The organism is Microbispora sp. CA-135349, assembly GCF_050947365.1.
Lineage (GTDB): Bacteria > Actinomycetota > Actinomycetes > Streptosporangiales > Streptosporangiaceae > Microbispora.
Genome location: NZ_CP192001.1, coordinates 7,857,291 through 7,878,047, shown reverse-complemented (window position 1 = coordinate 7,878,047; position 20,757 = coordinate 7,857,291). Strand labels below are relative to the sequence as shown.

19 protein-coding genes are annotated in these 20,757 nt (G+C 69.6%); 8 read left to right on the top strand and 11 right to left on the bottom strand.

All coding sequences use genetic code 11. The annotated features are described in order from the left end of the window. Positions 1–9: 9 nt before the first annotated feature. The 8 genes from ACQPZZ_RS36210 to ACQPZZ_RS36175 form a co-directional block, all read right to left on the bottom strand. On the bottom strand, positions 10–1,602 hold the full coding sequence (locus ACQPZZ_RS36210; protein ID WP_432926542.1) for a nitroreductase family protein: 1,593 nt from the start codon (positions 1,600–1,602) through the stop codon (positions 10–12). 24 nt (positions 1,603–1,626) lie between these two features. Continuing rightward, positions 1,627–3,558: a TOMM precursor leader peptide-binding protein gene (locus ACQPZZ_RS36205; protein WP_432926540.1), complete on the bottom strand. Its 1,932-nt coding sequence runs from the start codon at positions 3,556–3,558 to the stop codon at positions 1,627–1,629. Further along, on the bottom strand, positions 3,555–5,732 hold the full coding sequence (locus ACQPZZ_RS36200) for a TOMM precursor leader peptide-binding protein (protein ID WP_432926538.1): 2,178 nt from the start codon (positions 5,730–5,732) through the stop codon (positions 3,555–3,557). Before ACQPZZ_RS36200 ends, ACQPZZ_RS36205 begins: the two co-directional genes overlap by 4 nt. A 95-nt stretch (positions 5,733–5,827) precedes the next feature. Next, a complete protein-coding gene (locus tag ACQPZZ_RS36195) occupies positions 5,828–6,745 on the bottom strand; it encodes a TAXI family TRAP transporter solute-binding subunit (protein ID WP_432926536.1) in 918 nt (305 codons plus the stop codon). A gap of 13 nt (positions 6,746–6,758) precedes the next feature. Then, on the bottom strand, positions 6,759–8,141 hold the full coding sequence (locus ACQPZZ_RS36190) for a sensor histidine kinase (protein ID WP_432926534.1): 1,383 nt from the start codon (positions 8,139–8,141) through the stop codon (positions 6,759–6,761). 9 nt (positions 8,142–8,150) lie between these two features. Continuing rightward, positions 8,151–8,822 carry a winged helix-turn-helix domain-containing protein gene (locus ACQPZZ_RS36185; RefSeq protein WP_432926532.1) on the bottom strand — a complete coding sequence of 224 codons (672 nt, stop codon included), beginning with the start codon at positions 8,820–8,822 and terminating at the stop codon, positions 8,151–8,153. Between the two features lie 8 nt (positions 8,823–8,830). Next, positions 8,831–9,187, bottom strand: a complete 357-nt coding sequence (locus ACQPZZ_RS36180; protein WP_432926530.1) for a transcriptional regulator — start codon at positions 9,185–9,187, stop codon at positions 8,831–8,833. After that, a complete protein-coding gene (locus ACQPZZ_RS36175; RefSeq protein WP_363643653.1) occupies positions 9,184–9,837 on the bottom strand; it encodes a hypothetical protein in 654 nt (217 codons plus the stop codon). Before ACQPZZ_RS36175 ends, ACQPZZ_RS36180 begins: the two co-directional genes overlap by 4 nt. Positions 9,838–9,899: 62 nt before the next feature. Here ACQPZZ_RS36175 and ACQPZZ_RS36170 point away from each other — a divergent pair, with 62 nt between their 5' ends. The 6 genes from ACQPZZ_RS36170 to ACQPZZ_RS36145 all read left to right on the top strand — a co-directional run bounded on the left by ACQPZZ_RS36170 (position 9,900) and on the right by ACQPZZ_RS36145 (position 14,042). After that, positions 9,900–11,048, top strand: a complete 1,149-nt coding sequence (locus tag ACQPZZ_RS36170) for an amidohydrolase (RefSeq protein ID WP_363643655.1) — start codon at positions 9,900–9,902, stop codon at positions 11,046–11,048. Positions 11,049–11,138: 90 nt separating this feature from the next. Continuing rightward, positions 11,139–11,309 carry a thiazolylpeptide-type bacteriocin gene (locus ACQPZZ_RS36165; RefSeq protein ID WP_363643657.1) on the top strand — a complete coding sequence of 57 codons (171 nt, stop codon included), beginning with the start codon at positions 11,139–11,141 and terminating at the stop codon, positions 11,307–11,309. A gap of 28 nt (positions 11,310–11,337) precedes the next feature. Beyond that, positions 11,338–11,526 carry a lantibiotic protein gene (locus ACQPZZ_RS36160; RefSeq protein WP_363643659.1) on the top strand — a complete coding sequence of 63 codons (189 nt, stop codon included), beginning with the start codon at positions 11,338–11,340 and terminating at the stop codon, positions 11,524–11,526. 13 nt (positions 11,527–11,539) lie between these two features. Then, positions 11,540–11,707, top strand: coding sequence for a thiazolylpeptide-type bacteriocin (locus tag ACQPZZ_RS36155; RefSeq protein WP_363643661.1), 168 nt, complete (start codon positions 11,540–11,542; stop codon positions 11,705–11,707). A gap of 23 nt (positions 11,708–11,730) precedes the next feature. Continuing rightward, on the top strand, positions 11,731–11,904 hold the full coding sequence (locus ACQPZZ_RS36150) for a thiazolylpeptide-type bacteriocin (protein ID WP_363643663.1): 174 nt from the start codon (positions 11,731–11,733) through the stop codon (positions 11,902–11,904). A 272-nt stretch (positions 11,905–12,176) separates the two neighbouring features. After that, on the top strand, positions 12,177–14,042 hold the full coding sequence (locus tag ACQPZZ_RS36145) for a TOMM precursor leader peptide-binding protein (RefSeq protein WP_432926526.1): 1,866 nt from the start codon (positions 12,177–12,179) through the stop codon (positions 14,040–14,042). Positions 14,043–14,047: 5 nt separating this feature from the next. Here ACQPZZ_RS36145 and ACQPZZ_RS36140 read toward each other — a convergent pair whose 3' ends face one another. The 3 genes from ACQPZZ_RS36140 to ACQPZZ_RS36130 form a co-directional block, all read right to left on the bottom strand. Beyond that, positions 14,048–15,886 (bottom strand): BTAD domain-containing putative transcriptional regulator, encoded by a 1,839-nt coding sequence (locus ACQPZZ_RS36140; RefSeq protein WP_432926524.1) that lies wholly within the window; start codon positions 15,884–15,886, stop codon positions 14,048–14,050. 324 nt (positions 15,887–16,210) lie between these two features. After that, positions 16,211–17,278: a spore photoproduct lyase family protein gene (locus ACQPZZ_RS36135; protein ID WP_432926522.1), complete on the bottom strand. Its 1,068-nt coding sequence runs from the start codon at positions 17,276–17,278 to the stop codon at positions 16,211–16,213. Between the two features lie 38 nt (positions 17,279–17,316). After that, complete coding sequence (locus ACQPZZ_RS36130; RefSeq protein ID WP_432926520.1) at positions 17,317–18,072, bottom strand: DNA-formamidopyrimidine glycosylase family protein; 756 nt, start codon at positions 18,070–18,072, stop codon at positions 17,317–17,319. A gap of 44 nt (positions 18,073–18,116) precedes the next feature. Between ACQPZZ_RS36130 and ACQPZZ_RS36125 the strand changes: the two genes are divergently transcribed. Together ACQPZZ_RS36125 and ACQPZZ_RS36120 are read left to right on the top strand one after the other, a co-directional pair. Next, on the top strand, positions 18,117–18,605 hold the full coding sequence (locus ACQPZZ_RS36125; protein WP_363643672.1) for a nucleoside deaminase: 489 nt from the start codon (positions 18,117–18,119) through the stop codon (positions 18,603–18,605). Between the two features lie 88 nt (positions 18,606–18,693). Next, positions 18,694–20,712, top strand: coding sequence for a hypothetical protein (locus ACQPZZ_RS36120; RefSeq protein WP_432926518.1), 2,019 nt, complete (start codon positions 18,694–18,696; stop codon positions 20,710–20,712). Positions 20,713–20,757: the final 45 nt, after the last annotated feature.

Genomic DNA, 20,757 nt, shown 5'->3' with positions numbered 1-20,757 from the left:
TCCCCCCGTTCAATCGAGCCGGTAGTCGAAGTCGGGTTCGCCGCGGCGTTCGTTGCCGACCATCAGCAGCAGAAGGGGCCACTCACCTGTGCCCGACAGGTCGAGTTGCTCGGCGAAGGAGACGTTGTCGAAACCCAGCGCCGCGCCGCAGCCGACGCCGAGCGCGGCGCTCGCGGTGTAGACGGCCTGGGCGACCGCGCCGACCTCGGCGTTCACGTACCGGTAGCCGCGCGGCCCGATCGTGTCCATCGCCGCGCCCGGCCGGGCGAGCACCACGAGCACGGCGGCCGCCTGCTCGAGGTTGTAGTTGCTGAGGAAGTAGTTGCGCTGCAGGAACAGGCCGGGGTCACCGTCCTGCACCAGGGCGATCGCGTGGCGTTCCGCGTCGTGGTGGTAGACGCCGGAGGACAGGCCGTCCACGTGGTTGACGAAGGCGACGAGCCGGGTGAGCGCGGGGCCGCCGTCGCCGCGCTTGGCGTCGGAGGCTAGCGCTCCCGCTCGCGAGCCGGCGTGCAGCAACGCGCTGAATTCCGCCTGCCGGAGCGCCGGACGGGCGGAGAACCTGCCGAAGCTGCTGCGCCGCGAGCGCAGGGTCGTGCTCAGGTCGGCGGTGAGCGGCCGTGGCGGCGGCAGCGGAAGCCAATCCTCGCTGTGCGGCACCACCGGCCGGGCCCCGATCAGGGATGTCTCGTCCACCGGCGTCGTGTCGGCCACGATCGAGGCGTGCACCGCCTCCGTGGCCGGGAACCTGATGACGGTCTTCGACCGCTCGGACTCGCGCATCCTGACGCGAGCCCCGTCACCGGCACCGTGCCCGCCGGCCGCCCGGTCGTGACCGTCGTGTCCGTCGGGCAGTGCGCCCGGCAGCGGCACGACGGCCATGACGCTCTCCATCGCGGTGTCCAGGCCGAGGAGGCGGTTCAGGCGCAGCTCGTCGAAACTGAGGCGGGGTCGCAGTTCGATGCCGTGCGCGCGCGCCCACGTCTGCCAGGAGCCGAGCAGCGCGCCGAGGTCCATCGTGACGACGTGGTAGCTGAAGCTGTTGTATTTGAAGGCGTTCTTCCAGAACTTGATGCCGACCAGCAGGAACTGGTCCCCCTCCAGGCCCGGCACCGCGTCTCTGACCTGCCCGGACACGTCGCCGACGAGCAGGCGCTCCATGGAGTGGTGGGGCGGTGAGTAGCTGTGGACGCCGGGCATCGTGCCCGTGCTCCTCCCTCGCACCCAGTAGATCTCCGCCGGGTACAGGCCGCCTCCGGATGCCGTGCCCCTGTGATAGACGGCATTGTGATAACGAGGCAACGTGAGCCGGTCGTTGTTGCCCTGCACGCCGAGGCGGCGGCCGAGCATGCCGTACGACTCGCGCAGCATCTGCCCCAGCCGGGCCACGGTGAACGTCCCGGTACGCGGTGACGGGTCGAGACCGGCGGCCACGGTCGCGGGAGGCAGGGCCTCCCGCGTGGGCAGCGGGAAGCTGGTCGCGTCCTCGTACACCTTGAACTTTCGTGGCTTGTCGTTCCAATCGGGCTCGAATTCGAGCGGCTCCATCGGCTCCCGCCGGCGCCGGACGATCGCGTTGAGGTAATCATGGGCGAGGCTCATGGGGGTCCCCTGTGGCGAGGTGTGTTACGGGAAGGGGTGAGGAACGAGGTTCATCTCGTCGTCGCGGAGGTCGGTGGTCCGCCAGCCGGCCCGCCGGAACGCGCTCCGCATCCGCGGCATGCGCAGGCACCGCTGCCTGGCCCAGCCGAAATCGATGGGCAGCAGTCCGGGAGCGATGACAGCGGCCGTGTGCAGCCCGATACGCTCCTGCTCAGGTGATGTCTGGTTGACCACGACCACGTCCATCCCGGCGTCCGTAATACGCTCCACGCAGAACCGCAGGTCGTCGCGGAGGTCGAGGGTGCGTGGCCGGACCCGGTTCCAGTCGCGGTAGACCTCGGCAAGCGGAAGCGGCGGGGCGTCGCTCTCGGTCAGGAACGCCGTGGTCGGCGCCATTTCGGGCAGCCCGAACAGCCGGGGATGGTCGTGCAGGCTGACGACCAGCCAGTAGTTCGCCGCAAGGGCACGCAGCTCGTCCGCCTCCTCCTCGGCGTGGAAGGCGAAACCCGGCACGGTCGAGGCGATCTCGCAGAGAGCGGCGTCCACCGCCTGCCGGGGGTCGAGACTCGCCCCCGCGCCGAAGCAGACGGTGCCGTAGCCGCCGTTCCTGCGCACGCCCATCGCGACGACGACGGGGATGTCCAGGTCGACGCGGGCATCGAAGAGGTGAACGTCGTAACCCGACAGCGAGATCCTGTCGATCATCGCCCGGGTCGCCGGCTCGTCGCAGGACGCCGGGTCGATCCGGAGCGGAGTGCGCCGGCCGTACCAGGTGAGCAGGAAGGCGTCGCGCTCGACGAGTTCGAGCAGGCCGTACAGGATGGCCTCGGTCATTGAGCCGCCTGCGGCGCAGCCGTTGGAGCACTCCTGGAGAAACTTGTTGCGCAGTCCGTTGACGTGGTAGTACGCCATGACCTCGGGCACGAGGATCGGGCGCTCGTCCCGCAATGAGTAGCCCCAGACCCAGGGCACGTCCAGGTCGTCGGAGTAGGGAGTGTACTGGGGATTCAGCCGGTAGAACTCGGGGCTGTAGACGCCGCACTCCTTCGGGTCGAGGGCCTGGCCTGCCAGCTCGCGGTAGCTTCCGACGACCGAGCCGGCGATGCGCCTCGGCCGCTGGCCGGCGTTGCGCTCCAGTCCCTCCAGAATGCCCAGCCGCACGCTCTCGTCGAAGTTGTCCGCGTGGCCGCCCCAGAAGGCGTAGTGCATGTAGCCGTCGCCGCGTACGGCGACGTAGCCGATGGTCGGAGCGGCCGTCGTGCTGTCGAGCCGGTGCCGCGCCGCCTTGCCCAGCGCGCCGACCACGGGGGCGGCGTAGGCGTCGACGCTCAGGTTGTAGCTGCCGGATGGGCACCCGCGAAAGGAGTCGGCCGATCGCTTCGGGCTGAGCGGCAGGGTGATGACCGCTTCATCCGGACTGTCGGGAGTCTTCACGCCGCACAGCCCGCAGTCGGGGTTGGACACCAGCGGGAACCGGCGCACCTCCCCGGTGTCGAGGCGCACATCGTAGATGTATGGGTGCCCCGCGTGGTCGGTGTGTCGCTGGCACGCGACCTCGGCGACCAGGCACAGCGTCTCCACACTGAACGGGATCACGAACGGCACGGCGTGCGGCATCTCGAAGCCGGAGCCTTCCTCGAGCGCGTCACGCTCATCCTCTGTCCGGAGCTGTTGCCAGGCGCCCGCCACGCAGCGAGGGCAGGGGGTGCTCGGTCCGGACGGGGTCATGTCGGCGACCGGGCCGACGATCGCGGAAGAGTCGTACAGGTAGACGGGAAGCACGGCCTTCGCACCGGGTGGCGTCCACGGAGACGGGGACTCCAGCTCGTCGCGCAATCCGAGGATCCGTACGAAGGGGGTGATTCCGTTGAGCCGGGCGATGAGCGGCTCCTCCACCTCCCGCCGGGACCGCTCCGCGGCGGGGAGCGGGACCGCCTGAGTCATGTCCACCGTCACGACCGGGCTCCCGCTTCCGGAGTGAGCAGGACGCGAACCGTGATCAGGCCGCCACTCAGGCCGAGGTCCGGCGTGGTCGTCTGCACCACGAACGCGTCCCTGCCACGGCTCGCGATCAACCCGGGCAGGTCCTTCGCGGCCACGGCGGGCCGCTCGGCGGCGTCGCCGTCCACCCGGATGACGCTCACGTCGAGATCGGCCACCAGCGGTGAACCCGTATCGAGCGACGGGTCGTCGAGTTGCACCTGCCCGAGCAGGTCCCGCATCGCCGTCACGACCGCGTCCTCGCGCGAGAGCTCCGCCCCGACCGCCCAGCACGTGCCGGGGCCGGAGACGGTCCTGGCGAGCACGACATGAGCAGGTCCCTCGGGAGCCAGATCGAGCAGCTCCACCTCAAGGTCGTAGTTGCCGGCGGTCCGTAGCAGGAAATCGACTTCCGTGCCGGCCGTCTGCTCGCCGATAACGATGCGGTGTGCGGCACCGCCCGCCGCGGACGAGAGGAGCGCGTCGTAGGCCAGCGCGGACAGCAGGCCGTCGAGCACGGCGCCCGCCGCATCGGTTCCGGCGCCGTCGCCGGCCGCGGTCGGCTCGATGACGCGCAACCGGTTGTGTTCCGACAGTGGGTAGACGGCCGCCGCCGGGACCAGTCGCTCATGTCCGCTGACCAGCGACGTGGCCGGCATCCACCAGGATTCGGACGCCGGGTCGGCGGGGATTCCGCTGCGGACGGCGAGCCCGGAATGCGGCACGATCAGGTGGGCGAGCAGGTCGAGGGAGTCCGGCCCGTTGCGCACCGCCTCATGAACGTCGGCGTTCGCGTGAACGTACGCCAGCACGCCGGCCTGGACCGCCCGGGCACGGGCGATCGGCACGAGGTGAACGTCGAAAGCGGTGATGACCCGGTCGTGGCTTAGCCGCACCCGGCCCACCTTGAGCGGTGACTGGTCGATGGACGTGTCGGCGAAATCCAGGAGGATGCCGCAGTTGCGCCCCACCAGCTCGGTGTGACGCTTCAGCCGTTCGCGCAGCGCCTCGGCGTCCGGTCCGTTCGGCACGCGTCCCGCCTCGGCCGGTTCCCGCACGAGGACACGCGGCGGCGTGGGCTGCTCTTCCCGGCAGTTCGGGCAGCGGGGGTGGGGGAGCACACGCTCTCGTGTGACCTCCAGGGTCCGCAGGTCCTGGATCACCACCGCGCCCTCGGTTTCGGCGCCGAGCCGCTCCGGGCCCGCGCCCAGGTCACCGGCGAGCAATCGGAACGCGTCGTAGCCCAGCATGTTGCCGATCATCGCGGCGAGGACCTCGCCGGGCACGTCCGCGGGACGCCCGAGACCGAGCGCGACGTCCCGCCACAGTGCGGCGATGTCACGCTGATCCTGGCTCTCGCTCAGCCGCAGCATCGCACAGCTCCAACAGGGGGTGCCGGCCGGATGCCCGGCGGGCCCGATAACGGCCGATCCACCGATCACGACGGCGGGCAGCAGTATGGGCCCGCTCGGCACGCGCAGCCGCGCGAGCTGCAACACCTGCTTCGGGCCCAGTTCCTCGGCCGGAGCGATGACCAGGTCGTATGGTTCGAGAACCGCCGGGTCGAGCAGTGCTTCCGTCCGCCCGAACAGCTGGACCGACGCCTCGCAACCGTCGGCGACGAGCTGCCGTGCGGTCTCGGCCAGCTTGGCCGGGACGGACCCGTCCGTGGCGATGTCGAGACGCCGCAGCCCGTTGCGAAGCAGGCCGAGCCCGGCCGCCCGGCTGATGGGCCCGCCACCCGCGAGGAGCACTCTCGCCGTACGGAACCGCTGGAAGCGCACCGCCGCGTCGTCGTTGTAGTGCTCGATGTAGTTGATCTGGCCTTCGAACCGGCGCAGCACCTCCGGCGCCAGATCGGCCTTCGGCCCGGGTCTGCTGTCGCGGGCGAAACCACGGTCGAGCAGGGTGCCGACCAGGTCGCGGATCATCGTGCTGTGCGCCGGACTCAGGTCCCTGCACAGGTCCCCCAGCGCGTGGTCTCCGGACAGGTGCGGGAGCAGCATCGACGCAAGCCGGTAGGCCGAGCGTCCCCTGACGATGAACCCTGTGTCGTTGCGCCGCAGGAGCACGCCGTCGCCCGTATCGGCGAAGAGCACGTCATGCCCGAGCCGCGGGCGTACCTCCATGAGCGCGGCGGCGTTGTCCACGTGATGCCTCCTTCAGCCCTTGATCAGGACTTCAGGTTCACAAGGACCGCTGGCATTCCGGTAGCGCGCCGCTCGCACCCGGCTGGACGCCGTCGTCAGGAGATCTTCTGGTCGCGGTAGTAGTCGACCGCGCCGGTGTGCAGGGCTATGGGGAAGGTTCTGGTGGCCGTCCGCTCATGAAGGTTGCGTGCCTCGACATGGGCCTTGATGAGTTCGTCGCGCGACTGGAAGACCAGCTCGGTGATGCGACGGGCCAGCCCGTGGTCCATGCGGGAGTTGACGACCAGGAGGTTGGGCACGCCTATCGTCGGAGTGTCGGCCGGCAGCCCGTAAACGAGTGAGGGGATCAGGCGGCGCAGGTAGACGTTGTCGTACCGCGTTTGGAACGGCTCGACCAGTTGATCGCAGGCCAGCAGACGGATCGGGACACGGCGCGCCAGATCGGCGATCGCCGGGGTGGGCAGACCGCTGGTGAAGAAGAACCCCTGGATACGGCCGTTCTCCAGGGCGCTGGCCGATTCCGCGACGCCGAGGTGGATGCGGGTGACGTTCTTCGCACCCACCCCCTCGACGACCCGCTCGGCCAGCAACTGCGTGCCCGATTCCGATGCGCCGGTGGACAGGGTCAGACCACTGAGATGGCCGATGTCCCTGGCGGGGCCGTCCGCGCGGACGACGACATGCAGGTACTCGTCGTACAGCCGCATGAAGGACTGAATCGGCAGGGGCCTGGTGAACGGAGCCGAGCCGGCGACGGCGAGTGCGGCGGCGTCGACGGACGCGAACCCGATGTCCGCCCCGCCGTCGCCGACCAGCTTGAGGTTCTCTACGGAGGCGGCGGTGCGCAGCACGGTCACGGAGGCGTGAAGCCGGCTCCGGAGCAGCGCCGCCAGCGCCTCGCCGATGCGGTCGTAGATGCCGCCCGCCCCGCCGGTGGCGATGACGAGACGCGGAGGCGCGGGCGGCGAGACGCAGGCGGAAGCGCAGACGACCAGTGCGAGCGCCATCACCACACGGGCGAGCGTCTTACACATACGGCTGCCCCGCGACTCCGATGGGCAGCAGCACCCGTGCGGTCAACCCGCGCTCGCCGCCGGGGATGAGCGTCAGCCGTCCGCCTGAGTGGGCGATCAGGGTGGCGGCGATGGCCAACCCCATGCCTGAGCCGTGGACGTTCTGGGTGCCGGCGCCGCGCCAAAAGGGTTCCAGCGCGTTCCTGGCGTCCTCTCGGGACATCCCGCAGCCGTTGTCGACGACATTGATCACCGCCCATGGCGGGCGGGCCCGGATCTCGACGACGACGCGCCCGGATGGAGGCGAGAATTTGATGGCGTTGTCGATCAGAGCGTCCAGCACCTGATTGAGCAGATCCGGATCGACCCGCGCGGAGACGCCGACACCTGAGAGGCTCAGGCCGACGTCGACCTTCTCGGCCACCCGGCCCCAGCGCAGCACCGCCTCGGCGGCCAGTTCGCTCACGTCCACGGATGTGTCGGCGGGATCCTCGATCTCGGCTTGAGCGAACCGCAGCAGCGCATGACAGATCCGGGTGAGCCGGTCCACCTCGTCGATCGCCGATTGCAGTTCCGCCTTGCCCGACTCGGGCAGGTGGTCGCCGACGTTCTCCAGTTGCAGCCGCAGCACGGTCAGCGGGGTACGGATCTGGTGGCTGGCGTGCGAGACGAAGTTGCGCCGGTTCTCCACCATCTTCTCCACCTTCTCCGACATCGCGTTGAACGATGCGGTGAGCCCGCGCAACTCGCTCGGGCCGGTGGTGAGCGTTACCCGCGACGACAGGTTGCCGTCCGCGATCGACCTGGCCACCTTGTCGAGGTCGCGTACCGGACGCAGCACCCAGCGCATCAGCCACGGCACCGCCGCGTTCGACGCCAGCAGCGCCACCAGGCAGACGAGCAGGAAGGAAATCCACACGAGGAACACCCGGCCGCGCAGGTGCTCGGTCGAGGAGATGGTCAGCGCCACCCCGATCAACTCGTCACCCGCCACGACCGGCGCGCCGACGATCAGAGGACGTGACTGCCACGGCCAGATCGCGCTTTCGGGGGTGAGCTGTCCTCCCGATATGACCAGCTCGGCGCTCGCGCGCATGGCGGGCGTCATCCGAAGGGCCAACGGTGCGGACGCGACGACCTCGCCGTATCGGTTCAGCAATGCGGCCTGGATGCCGAAAAGTTCGTTGTAGCGGGTCATCTCATCGGCCACTCCCCGCAGGCGGCTCGTCCGCAGGGCGGGCTCGCCCAGCTCGGCGAACCTGGCGGTGTCGGCCAAGCGGTCGATGTACAGCTCGCGCGTCGCCTCGCCCGCCGTGGCGATGCCCAGGGGGATCGCCAGCATGCACAGGCTCACGGCCAGCAGCGTTTGAAAGATCAGGTGCAGCCGTCGGCGCACTGCGCGCCCCTAGGCTGCCGAGCCGGGCGCCGGTGCGATGTTCAAGCGGTAGCCGACGCCTCTCAGCGTCCCCACGAGAGCGGGATCGCCGAGCTTGGCACGCAGAGTCGTCATGTGCACGGTGAGCGTGCGCGAGGCCTCGCGGGACACCGTCTGCCAGATGTCCAGCAGCAGCTGGTCACGGGAGACCACCTGGCCCTCGGCGCGGGCCAGTCGCACGAGCAGGGCGAATTCCTTGGGCGTGAGATCGATCGGCTGATCCCGATAGGTGACAACGTGCATGTTCAGGTCGAGCCGCAGGTCGCCGTACGTCAAGGTCCTCGGTGGCCGGCGGCTCGACCGGCGTAGGACCGCTTGGATGCGGGCCTCGAGCTCCGCCATGCTGAACGGCTTGACGACGTAGTCGTCAGCGCCGGTACGCAGGCCGAGCACACGGTCGCGTTCCGCGCAGCGGGCGGTGAGGATGATGATGCCGACGTCACTGGACCGGCGGAAGTGACGGCATACCTCCAGACCGTCCTCACCGCCCAGTCGCAGATCCAGCAGCATGAGGTCGAAGTCGGTCACGGCCTTTGCGGCGGTGGCGGTCGCCGCGTGCGTCACGGAGTAGCCACGCCTGCGAAGCGCGACGCCGAGCGCGTCGGCCAAACGTCTGTCGTCCTCGACAACCAGAAGTCTCATCGTCGCTCCTATCGACCGGTGCGATGCTCCTGCTCCGGTCTTGGGAAGTTCGATTCCACAGAGTCCAGAAGCCGCCGCAGCGCGGCGGTGTAGGCCTCGAACGCCGCCCGTCCCCGATACGTGAGGCTGATCAAGGTGCTGGGCGTACGCCCCTCGTGCGTCTTGACAATGGTGATGTACTCCGCGTCCTCCAGCTTCCGAAGATGCACGGAGAGATTGCCCGCGGTCATTCGCAGCAGGCCCTGCAGTGAGGGGAATGTGATGAAGTCTCCCTCGGCCAGGGTCGACAGGATGGCCACCACCCGCAGCCGCGCCTGTGCGTGGATGACGGGATCGAGCTCGCCCATCGGGTCGGCCGGCGTCACCTTCCGGCCCTGCCTCCGCGCAGGCGCAGGAGGACGCCGAAGACGATGAGCCCGCCTCCGCCTGCCAGGGCGGTCACGAGCGCGTGCCAGCCGGGCCCGGCCACCAGGCCGGCGGAGTTCGCGACGACGATCCACAGGCCACAGCCGAACAGATACCAGCTGTGCCAGATGGCGGCTCCTGCGATATAGAGCATGCCGACCACAGCCGTCGTCAACGACGACCACATGAGGATGCGATGGGATAGGTCGAGCATCTCGTCGAGCCGCGCCGCCACCGCGGTCACGGACAGCAGGCCGAAACACCAGGCCAGGCCGTACATCATGCTCTGGTGAGAGGACTGCCCGCTGATGTGGCGGGTGCCGCGCCGGATGCCGATGATGGTGGCGGTCAGCGCCGCTGCGCAGCACAGGATCAGCACGAGCCACGGCAGCACCCGCGGGGTGTCGAGCATCACCCGTCCGTCCGGCCCGTAGCGGAGGAAGATCAGTCCATAGCCGATCAGCCACGCCAGACCCCACGGGACGTGCACCGACAGAGGATTGACGTACAGACGGTGACGGGCCTGCCGCTGCTCGGTCTGGATGAGCCGAAGAAGGGATCCGGGATCAGCCGGAGCCGTCTCCGCGTCCGGCGCCTGGTCGCGGCCCATCCCTTGCCCCTCCTGATAGCCGTTTGCTATTCAAAGTATTCTATGGCGATGAAAAGTCAACGGTGATCGGCTCGCCGGGCCGGGCCCTGCACGAGATCGCGGCCGGTCGTATCAGAGGTGCCGCGGGGGCCGTGCTCGCCCTCAGCCGTCGCATCCACGCGCACCCCGAGACAGCGTTCGACGAGCACGCCGCCGCCGCCTGGTGCGTCGAGGAACTCGAACGACACGGCGTGCCGGGCCACACCGGCGCGTTCGGCCTGCCGACGGCGTTCGTCGCCGAGGCCGGCCATGGCCCATGTGTGGTCGCGATCTGTTGCGAGTACGACGCACTGCCCGGCATCGGCCACGCGTGCGGCCATAACATCATCGCCGCCGCAGGAGTGGGCGCCGCGATCGGGCTTGCCGCCGTCGCCGATGCCGCCGGTCTCACCGTCAGGGTGCTCGGAACCCCGGCGGAGGAAAGTGGCGGCGGGAAGGTCATGCTGCTGGAGCGCGGCGCTTTCGACGGCGTGGACGGCGCCTTGATGGCTCATCCAGGATGTCTCGACGGCGGGTGGTTCCGGTCCTACGCCCGATCCACGCTCTCCTTCACCTACACCGGTCGCGCGGCCCACGCCTCGGCCGCCCCGCATCACGCGAGGAGCGCGGCCGACGCGCTCACGCTCGCACAGGTCGGCGTGGGGCTGCTCTGCCAGCATCTGCCGCCGACGGCCCGCATTCATGGAGCGCCCTCCCACTCCGGCGACGGTGTGCCGAATGTCGTGCCCGCCGCCAGCGGTGGCACCTACCAGGTACGCGCGGCCGACGCAGCCGGTCTGCGCGAACTGACCTCGCGCGTGACCGACTGCCTGCGCGCCGCGGCGCTCGCCACCGGCTGCGAGGTCGAGATTGGCCGGCCCGAACCCGACTACTTGGAGTTCGCCGCCCACCCGGCCCTGGCCGCGAGAGCCGACGCCCATCTCCGCGCCCTCGGCCGCCGTCCGGTGCCGATCGCCCCCGCTGCCTCGACCGACATGGGCAACGTCTCGCACGCGGTGCCGTCCCTGCATCTGGTGATAGACGTGGGCGCGGGACGGATCTATCCGCACCAGCCCGAGTTCGCGGGCCACTGCGTCACTCCCGCGGCCGACAGAGCGGTGATCGACGCCGCCGTCTGCCTCGCCTGGACAGCCATCGATCTGGCGGTGACCAGCCGACCGCCAGAGGGTTGATAGCGCCCAGCCACCGCTCCTCCAGCGCCGCTCGCCACAGTGGTCCGTGTTCCGCTCAGAACCCGGACAACAGGAAGGGAGTGAGCCGCGATGGCGCGCACCTGGCCCTCGCCCCTGCAAGAGGAGCTGGAGCTGCTCGAGGCCGAGAGCTTCGAGATCCAGGACTACAGCGAGGGCCCGCAGGAGGACCTCATGGCCAGCAGCTGCTGCAGCACGACCAGCAGTTGCACCAGCAGTAGCGGCACGAGCTGCTGCGGCTGACGCATCCAACCGAGGAGAGGACGGGGCCATGAATCGTGCTCAGGACCGGAGAGGCGAGCAGGCCCTCCGCGAGGAGCTGGAGCTGCTGGAGGCCGAGACCTTCGAGATCCAGGACTACACCGAGCTGGCCGGCGAGGACCTCGCCGCCAGCACCACCAGCTGCTGCAGTTGCACCAGCAGTTGCACCAGCAGCAGCGGCACGAGCTGCTGCGGTTGAGGGAAGGGATCACATGAACGGCTACCCGAATCAGGCGCTTCGCGAGGAACTGGAGCTGCTGGAGGCCGAGACCTTCGAAGTCCAGGACTACACCGACGTGGCCGACGACTTCGCCGCCACCAGTACCACCAGCTGCACGAGCAGCTGCACCAGTACCAGCAGCACAAGCTGCTGCGGCTGAGCCGACCGCGTAGGGAGAAGATGATGAGCGACGTCGGTTCCGTTCTCCGGGCCGAGCTCGAGATGCTCGAGGCCGAGACGTTCGAGATCACGGACTATGAGGAGGTCGTCGAGGAACTGGCCGGGTGCAGCAGCACCAGCAGCACCAGCACCTGCAGCAGCACGACCAGCTGCACCAGCTGCGCAAGCTGCGGGTGATCGGCCGATGGTGACTTCCATGAACGGTGGGCTCTCCACCCTTCGGGCCGAGCTGGAACTCCTGGAGGCGGAGACGTTCGAGATCTCCGATCACGTCGAGAACCACGAGGAGCTGATGGGCGGGAGCACGAGCTGCGGGACGAGCACGAGCAGCACGAGCACCAGCAGCAGCACGACCAGCTGCACCAGTTGCATCAGCTGCGGGTAAGGCTCCCATTTCCGGCGGGCCGGTGCGTGCCGCCGGCCCGCCTGTTCCATGAGAGGTGACGGCCATGAGCGCTCTCGACATCGATTCCCCTGCAGTGCCGGATGATTACTGGCTGCTCGCGTCCCACCTTGCCGAGGAAAGTGGGGTCAGCGTGCGCACGCTCGGCCTGCGGGACGCCCTGGAGGAGGACCACGACCTCCCGGGTTACCCCGTGTGGCTGACCCCCGAGTCGATCATCTTCGGCCCGTACGGCAGCGGCCCCTGCGGCGGCTGCCTCGCGCTGCGCTGGCAGAAGATCCGGACGGCCCCGGAGCGAGAGGCACTGGAGGAAGGCCGGCGGGTCCATCGCCTGGCGCCCTCGCCCTACCTGACCCAGTCCACTCTGGAGGCCGCCCGCCTGATATGCCGCTGGGTTCTGGACGTCGCGCCCGTGCCGGGCCGCGTTCACGAACTGGACCTGCGGTCCCTGCGGGTGCGGTCGTTTCCATTGCTGGCAGATCCGGATTGCCGGGTCTGCGGTGGTTCGGTTGCCGACAGTGCGGAGTCGGCGGTAATCACGCTGAGGAGCCGGCGCAAACCGGCCCCCGGCCGTTACCGGGTGAAGCACGCCCGTGATTACGGGCTCGACCTCAAAGCCTTCGCCAATCCCGTCTGCGGCATGCTGGGCATGGCGGCGACACCCGAGGTCGATTGCCCGACCACGGCCCCGGTGAACGGGATGATGCGCCTGCGGGTGTCGGGCCGTCTGTTCGACGTGTACTGGGGCGGTCATGCCGACTCCTTCGATGACAGCGGCGTGCTCGGTGTCTTCGAAGGGCTGGAGCGCTATGCGGGCGGTCGCCGCCGCCGGACGGGTGAGCCGCTGGTCGCCGCTCTGGACGAGATCCGCGAGGATGCGCTCGATCCCCGGGAGTGCGGAGTGTACTCGGATGAGGTCTACCGCTCCGAGCCGCTGCTGCGCCCCTTCGACCCAGGGACGCCGATTCCCTGGGTATGGGGTTACTCGCTGCGCGACGAACGGCCGGTGCTCGTTCCCGAGCGGATCGCGTACTACATGGGCCGCCACGGGGGAGCCGACAACTTCGTGCACGAGTGCTCCAACGGCTGTGCGGGCGGCGGGTCGATCGAGGAGGCGACGTTGCACGGCATCCTCGAACTCGTGGAGCGTGATGCCTTCCTGATCGGCTGGTACGGCAGGCTCGAACTGCCGGAGATAGACCCGGCCACGTGCACGGATCGGGCGATACGGTTCATGTGCGACCGGATACGCCTCAACGGCTACGATGTCCGCCTCTTCGACAATCGCATCGACCTGCGAATCCCCGTCGTCACCGCCGTCGCGGTCCGCCGGGACGGAGACATGGGGACGCTGTGTTTCGCGGCGGGCGCGGGCCTGGAGCCGGAGGACGCCGTGCGCGCCGCGCTGTGCGAGGTGGCGTCGTACATTCCGTCACTGCCGCAGCGGGTGGCGCAGCGCCGCGATGCCGTCGAGGAGATGGTCCGCGACTACTCGCGCGTACGCGAACTGGCCGACCACGCGACGCTGTTCGGCCATCCTGCGATGGCCGGCACGGCGGATTTCCTGCTCGGCGAGCGCCCCAAGCGGTCCGTGGCCGACCTGTACGCCGACTGGACGGCCGAACGGCCGAACGGCCTGGACCTCACGGACGACCTGCGGTTCTGCCGCGATGTCCTGATCGCTGCCGGACTCGATGTGATTGTGGTGGATCAGACGAGCCCGGAGCAGCGGCTGCTGGGTCTGTCGACGGTGTCGGTGATCGTGCCCGGACTCATTCCGATCGACTTCGGCTGGAGCAAGCAGCGGGCCCTGCACCTGCCCCGCCTCCGCCATGCCCCCCGCCGCGCCGGCCTGCGTTCCGGCGACCTGACCGACGCGGATCTCCACCGGGTGCCGCATCCGTTCCCCTGACGAGTTCAGACGGCCACTGCGCCCTCCACACAGCGGAACGCCGCGTAGATGTGAACCAGGCTGTGGAGGGCGTAGCGTCCGGGAGCGAGATAGAGCACCATGCTCGCGTCACGCAGTTCGCCGAGCAGCAACTCGATTTCGTCGCCAGTGGCGTCCAGTCCTGCGGCGAGATCTCTCACGGTGAACTCCGACCCGGCGGGCAGGTGCCCGAGGCGCAGGAACAACGCTCTCGCGGCCTCGCTGAGCCGGGCCAGGGAGACGTCGAAGAGATGGAAGAGCGAGAGCCGCGGGTGATGCCCGATCGACATGCGCCGGGGTACGTCGGCCCGCAGCCAGTTGAGATGGTGGGAGATTCGCTGGCCGGGCAGCCCGCTTATCTGGGCGGCGGCGATGCGCAGGGCGAGCGGCAGATGTCCGCACAGTTCGGCCAGTTCGACGGCCGACGAGTGCTCCATCCGTACCGCGCCCCGGCCGAGGAAGAGCCGTAGCAGCTCCAATGACTGGGCCGGGTCGAGCGGCGGCAGCAGATGGGAGCGCGAACTCAGCAGGGCGGTGAGCTCGGTCATCCGCATCCTGCTGGTCAGCAGAACGGTGCTGCCGGGCGTGCCGGGCAGCAGCGGCCACACCTGCTGGGCGTCGGCGGCGTCGTCGAACAGAAATAGGATCTTGCGATCGGCGATGGCGGACCGGAACGCCGCGGCGCGGGCGGCCAGTCCACAGGGGACCGCGTGAGGGTCCACTCCTGCCGTGACAAGGAGCTCTTCCAGAATGTCGAGAGGGCTCCGCGGTCTGCTGTCGGCGCCGCTCAGCTGCACGTACCACTGGCCATCGGAGAACAGGTTGCGTAAGCGATGGGCCACCCGCACAGTGAGGGCGCTCTTCCCGATGCCCGCGGCGCCGTGGATGAGCGTCAGCGATGGCCGTCCTGTGCTCAGATCGTGCCGCACGTCGGCCAGAAGATCGTGAACGAGCTGTTCGCGGCCCACGAAGTCGGCCACTTCCGGAGGGAGCTGGTACAGCCGGGGACCCGGGTCAGCGATCGGTGTGACCGCCGGGGGAGCCGCGACCGTTCTGACGGGCTCTGCCGGAGGAGCCTCGGGCTGCTGTTCGCCGCGCAGGATTTTGACCTCGAGTTCCTGGAGCCTGCGGCAGGGGTCCACTCCCAGCTCGTCGTGTAAGTACTGCTTGACCTTGGCGTACTCCTCCAACGCCTCGGCCTGTCTCGCCGAACGGTAGAGCGCGTCGATGAGCTGCTCCCAGAATTGCTCCCGCTCGCGGTGCGCTGCCGTGTACGCGCGTAGCTCGCCGATGATGGTCCGGTGTCTACCCAGCGCGAGTTCGAGTTCGAACCGCCGTTCGGCGGCCTCCAGGCGTTCCTCTGCCAACTGTGGGATCCCGTCGCGAACAAGGGTGTCGGACGGGATGTTGGCGAGGGGCGTGCCGCGCCACAGCGAGAGCGCTTGCCCGAGATAGAGGGATTCTTCCTCCGGTTCGCCGCGGAAGTCCCTTGCGCGGTCGCGTAGCTCACGAAACTTCAGCAGGTCCAGGTTCGCCGCCGTCGCGGTGATCGAGTAACCGCCGGGAGAGGTTGAGATCGCGCACTTGTCGTCGAACTTCACGAGGAGCTGGCGCAATCGCATGACGTATGTCTGGAGGGTCGCTCGCGCGCTGGCCGGCGGCCTTTCGCCCCAGATGGTGTCATACAGACGATCCACGGCGACGATTTCATTCGGGTGAAGAAGCAGGGTCGCGAGTACGATGCTGGGCTTGTTGGACGGAAGTACGACGCTCTTTCCGGAAATGACTATTTCCGCCGGACCGAGCACCCTGAACTCAATCGCCATCGATCCCCCTGGATATATGGACGCGGCGAGGGGTGAGTTCGCCTACGTACGGCGAAGGTAGATCTCCTCCGGCAACAGGGTCAACGGCTCATGAATCGGATTTTGTCCAAACTTAGCATGACATCTTGTTAAGAATGCAGTTTTGTGGGTTGCGTGCTTTCTGTAGAAATAGGTATGCCGATGCTGGTTCGTACTAAGTACACCGCGCCCTGAATGCGACCATGAGATTGGTGGACGCGGGCGCCCGGCGCTGGGACCTTCGAAGCCCGCCCGGGTGCGATGGGTGGAGCTCGCCGTACGCGCTCTCGCGCTGCCGGGCTGTGGTCAGAAGGCGTAGCGGACCCGGCAGTACGGAATCTTCTCGGCGATGAGGTCGGTGAGCGCGGTGACGTAGCGGCCCTTGTGGCCCGTCTTGTAGCGGACGTTCCAGCCGCCCGTCTGCGAGCGCTTCGGCTGCTGGAGGTCGGGACGCCACAGCACCTCCTCGGCCTTGGGATGCCAGCCGAGGTTGACCTCGTGCAGCCGGTCGTTGTGCGTGAGGAAGATGACCTCGGCGGCGAGCTGCGCGCGGGCAGCAGGGCTCAGCGCGTCGTCGAGCTGTCCGAGCAGCTCCGCCCAGTCCTCCAGCCAGCCGTCGCGGACGACCACGGGGCTGAAGTTGACGTGCACCTCGTATCCCGCCTCGACGAAGTCGTCGATGGCCGCGATCCGGTCGGTGACGGGAGAGGTGCGGATGTCGAGCAGCTTGGAGTCGGCGGCCGGCATCAGGCTGAACCGGACGCGCGTACGGCCCTGCGGGTCCCAGCCGAGCAGGTCGCGGTTGACGTACTTGGTGGCGAAGCTCGCCTTGGCGTTCGGCAGGTCGCGGAAGAGATCGACGAGATCGCGCACGTTGCCGGAGATGGTCGCGTCCACCGAGCAGTCGGAGTTCTCGCCGATGTCGTAGACCCAGGCGTGCGGGTCCACCTGGTTCGGCTCGGGCTTGTCGCCCTGTCGTCCGGCGTGCCTGGCGAGGTAGCCCGTGATCTTGTCGATGTTGGCGAACACCGTGATCGGGTTGCTGTAGCCCTTGCGGCGCGGCACATAGCAGTACGCGCAGGCCATCGCGCAGCCGTTGGCGGTCGATGGGGCGATGAAGTCGCTCGACCGGCCGTTCGGCCGCGCGGTGAGCGACTTCTTGACCCCGAGGACCAGCGCCTCGGTCTTGATCCTGACCCAGCGGGCCACGTTCGCCTCGTCCCCGTACAGCTCGGGGATGCGGTGGTGGGCCTCGATCTCGATCCGCTCGGCCTCGGGGTAGCGCTCCAGGATCTCCTTGCCGCGCGGCAGCTCGGCCGCGGCGGGCTCGACGTAGATACGGCGGATGTCCAGCAGTCTCTGGCTTTCGTTCACCTGAATATAACAACTTGATAACGGCGCGACTTCCCAGGTCAGGCGGCCTTCAAATGCTGGTCGGCCGGGCACGCGTAGGCCGTCCTCGAGGCGAGCGTCCAGGTCCGTACGGCGGCTCCGCAGCGGCGGCAGCGCTCACGTTTGTAGACCCAGCGCTCATCCGGGGCGTCCGGATCGCTGACCACCTGCCCGGCGTCCCGGCCCAGCGCGAGATACCGCACGGCGGTGTCCCAGAGCCGCCCGGCGGCCTCGGCGCCGATGTCACGGGCGCCGGGGTCGAGCCCGGTCAGGAAGAGCAGCTCCGCCCGCCAGGCGTTGCCGATTCCGGACCACACGCCCTGGTCGAGCACCGCCGCGCCGACCGCGGTGCGGGCGGCGAGCAGGCGTCGTACCGCCTCGGTTCTGTCGTTGTCACCACGCAGCGGGTCGGGTCCGGTCGCGGCCCGCAGCGCCGCCAGCGCCCGCTCGTCCATCGGCTCGCATCGCGCGGGCGCGATCAGGTCGAACGCCACGTCACCGGTCGCCAGCCGCAGCCGGGTGCCCTTGCGCGGCCGGGCCGCCGGGTCGTCGTACCGCAGGAACAGGCCTTGCATGCCGAGGTGCACGTGAATGGGCGGAGCGCCTTCCACCCGGTAGAGCAGGTGCTTGCCGAGTGCCTCGACACTCTCGACGACCCTGCCGTCGTACGGCCGGGCGTCGAACCTGCCCTGCGGGCTGGTGGCGCTGATGACGCGCCCGGCGAGCGCCTCGTGCTGCTCGTCCGCGTAGTGATGGACCAGATGCCCTTCCGGCATGCCCCTCGCCCTACCCACGCCGTTTCCGGGCTACCGTCTCGACCATGAGTTACGAGCCGACACCTGAGGAGATGCGGCATCTGCGCCGCTGTGTGGAGCTGGCGGCCGAAGCGCTGGAGGCGGACGACGAGCCGTTCGGCTCGGTCCTGGTCTCCGGGGACGGGAAGGTGCTGGCCGAAGACCGCAACCGGGTCGCGGGCGGCGACCACACGCGGCACCCCGAGTTCGAGCTGGCGCGCTGGGCCGCGGGAAACATGACGCCGGAGGAACGCGCGGAGGCCACGGTCTACACCTCCGGCGAGCACTGTCCGATGTGCGCGGCGGCGCACGCATGGGTGGGGCTGGGGCGGATCGTCTACGTCGCGTCGTCGGCGCAGCTCGCGCGGTGGCTGGCCGAGTGGGATGTGCCGCCCCCGCCGGTGCGTACGCTCCCGGTCGGCGAGGTCGCGCCCGGGGTGCGGGTGGCGGGGCCGGTGCCCGCACTGGCCGACGAGGTCCGCGCGCTGCACCGCCGCCTTCACACGGGCTCCTGACCCTGCTCCTTCGATTGGGGCCGTTCCCCGGTGCCGTGCGTGTGGGTACGGCTACCCTCCGCTGCATGGTCACGGATGAGGGGGTCTGATGCGCACCTGGTTCGAGCCGCACGAGGACGAGGAGTTCGAGGCGGCCAAGGACCTGCTGGTCCGCCGCTGCCTCGTCTGGGCGGGGGAGCGCGGCATGGCCGCCGACCCGCTGGTGCTGGGGGCGGCCCTCGACTCCCGCCACCGCAGCGTCGACGGCCGGCTGGCCTACTGGGACGAGGCGCAGGTGCGCAGGTTCCTGCTGGAGTGGATCCCGCGCTACGTCACCGCTCCCCGGCACGAGCTGGACACCGCCCCGGAGAGCCTGCTCACCCTGCTGCGGTACCTCGCCGCGAAGGGGCTGCGCGACCCCCGGGGCGGCGCCCCGGCCGAGCTGGAGCGGGCGGTGCAGAACGCTGTCGCGGACTATCCGGCGGCGCTCGACGATCCCGCGCGCATGGGCCTCGCGAAGTTCTGGGCGCAGACGGCGCTCGACAACGGCATCGACCTGACCGACCACAAGGCGCTGGAGCGGCTCCCCCGCGACGTCGAGGCGGGCCGGGTGCCCTACGACGCCGAGGCCCTCGACAGCGTGGTCGAAGCCAGGTTCGCCCGCCCGCACCTCGACGAGCAACGGGCCTTCCCACAACCTCCGCTGGCACTGCCGCCCGCACGCGAGCTCGCCGAGGCGGCGGCGCGCAGCGAGGTCGTACGACGGCTGACGGCCCTGGCCGACTGGGTGGGCGGCGAGGGCAGGACGCTCACCGAGGCCGGCAACCTTCGCGTCGCCGATGCCCGCGAGCTGGCCGGGCTGCTCGGCACGGGTGAGCAGGACCTCGAGTGGCGCAGCGCGGCCGAGCTGCCCGGTGTCGGCCTCATGCTCGCCTGGGCGAAGCGCGCCCGGATCGTCCGCACGGCCAAGGGCCGCCTGCTCCGCGTCGCCAAGGCCGCGCCGCTACTGCGCGACCCGGCGACGCTGTGGTCGCGGGCGTTCGAGACATACTTCGAGCTGGGCCCCGACATGTCGCCGCCGTCGATGCTGTGGTCGGCGTTCGACGAGCTGATGCCCGACGTGCTCAACAGCGTCTACGGCATGGCGAGCCCGATGCCCGTGGCGCGGCTGGAGGAGACGGTCTGGCTGGTCTGCCAGGACTATGTTCCGTCCGGTCGCGTGCCGGAGGAGATATGGCGCGATCGGATCGGGCAGGACCTGACGCGGGCGCTGGAGGTGCTGGCCGAGCTCGGCGCCGTGGAGCTGAGCCACGGCGTGGCCGACGGGCTGTACTCCAGCGACCTCACGGGCGATCTTCCCGGCGACGAACTGTCCGACGACGACCCCACCGGCGATGGCGGGCTTCCGCTGCCGGGCGAGGCGCGGGCCCGGCTGCTGCGGCGTCTCGCCGAGCCGGGCCTCCTCGTACGGCTGACGCCGCTCGGCGCGAGGGCGATGCGAGAGCGGATGCTGGCCGAGGGCAGGGACGCCCCGCTGATCGGCGAGCTGGCGGACGCTCCGGCCGCCGAGCTGCTGGGGGTGCTCATGCAGCACTACCCGCCGGGCGCCGCCGCACGGGAGCTGGCCGGCTGGCTCGCGGCGCACGGGGGCGACGTGGGGCCGCTGCTGGACGCGGTGCGCGCCTGTTCCCTCCGCACCCGGGCGGCCGCGATGCTCTCCCTCCTGACCGAAATTCATCCGGGCCTGCGGTCGATGCTGCCCGGCCTGCGTACGGATCCGGTGCTGGGCCCCCTCGTCCTGATGGAGCTCTCCGAGCGCGGTGGACCGGGCGCGGACGACCTCGGGGCCGACGAGCATCTGCTGGTGACGACGGAGGGCGTGCTCGGCCTGTTGGAGATCGCGGGGCCGGAGAAGGTGCTGGAGCAGCTGCGCGGCATGGCGGGGCCGAACGCGCTCGCCCTCGTCGAGGCGATGGCCGGCTCCGGCCACCCCGCCGGGGAGAGCATGGAGGAGCTGCGCAGGCTGGTGCTCGACCGCATGCGCGCGCCCGCCCACCCGTTCAGGCTCGTGCCCGGCCCGCGACCCGGCGCCCGGGGCCGTACCGGCGGAAGGAAGCGCAAACGCTGAGGCGCCGCGACGTGCCCACGGCTCCCGCATGCGCGCCGCCTGAGG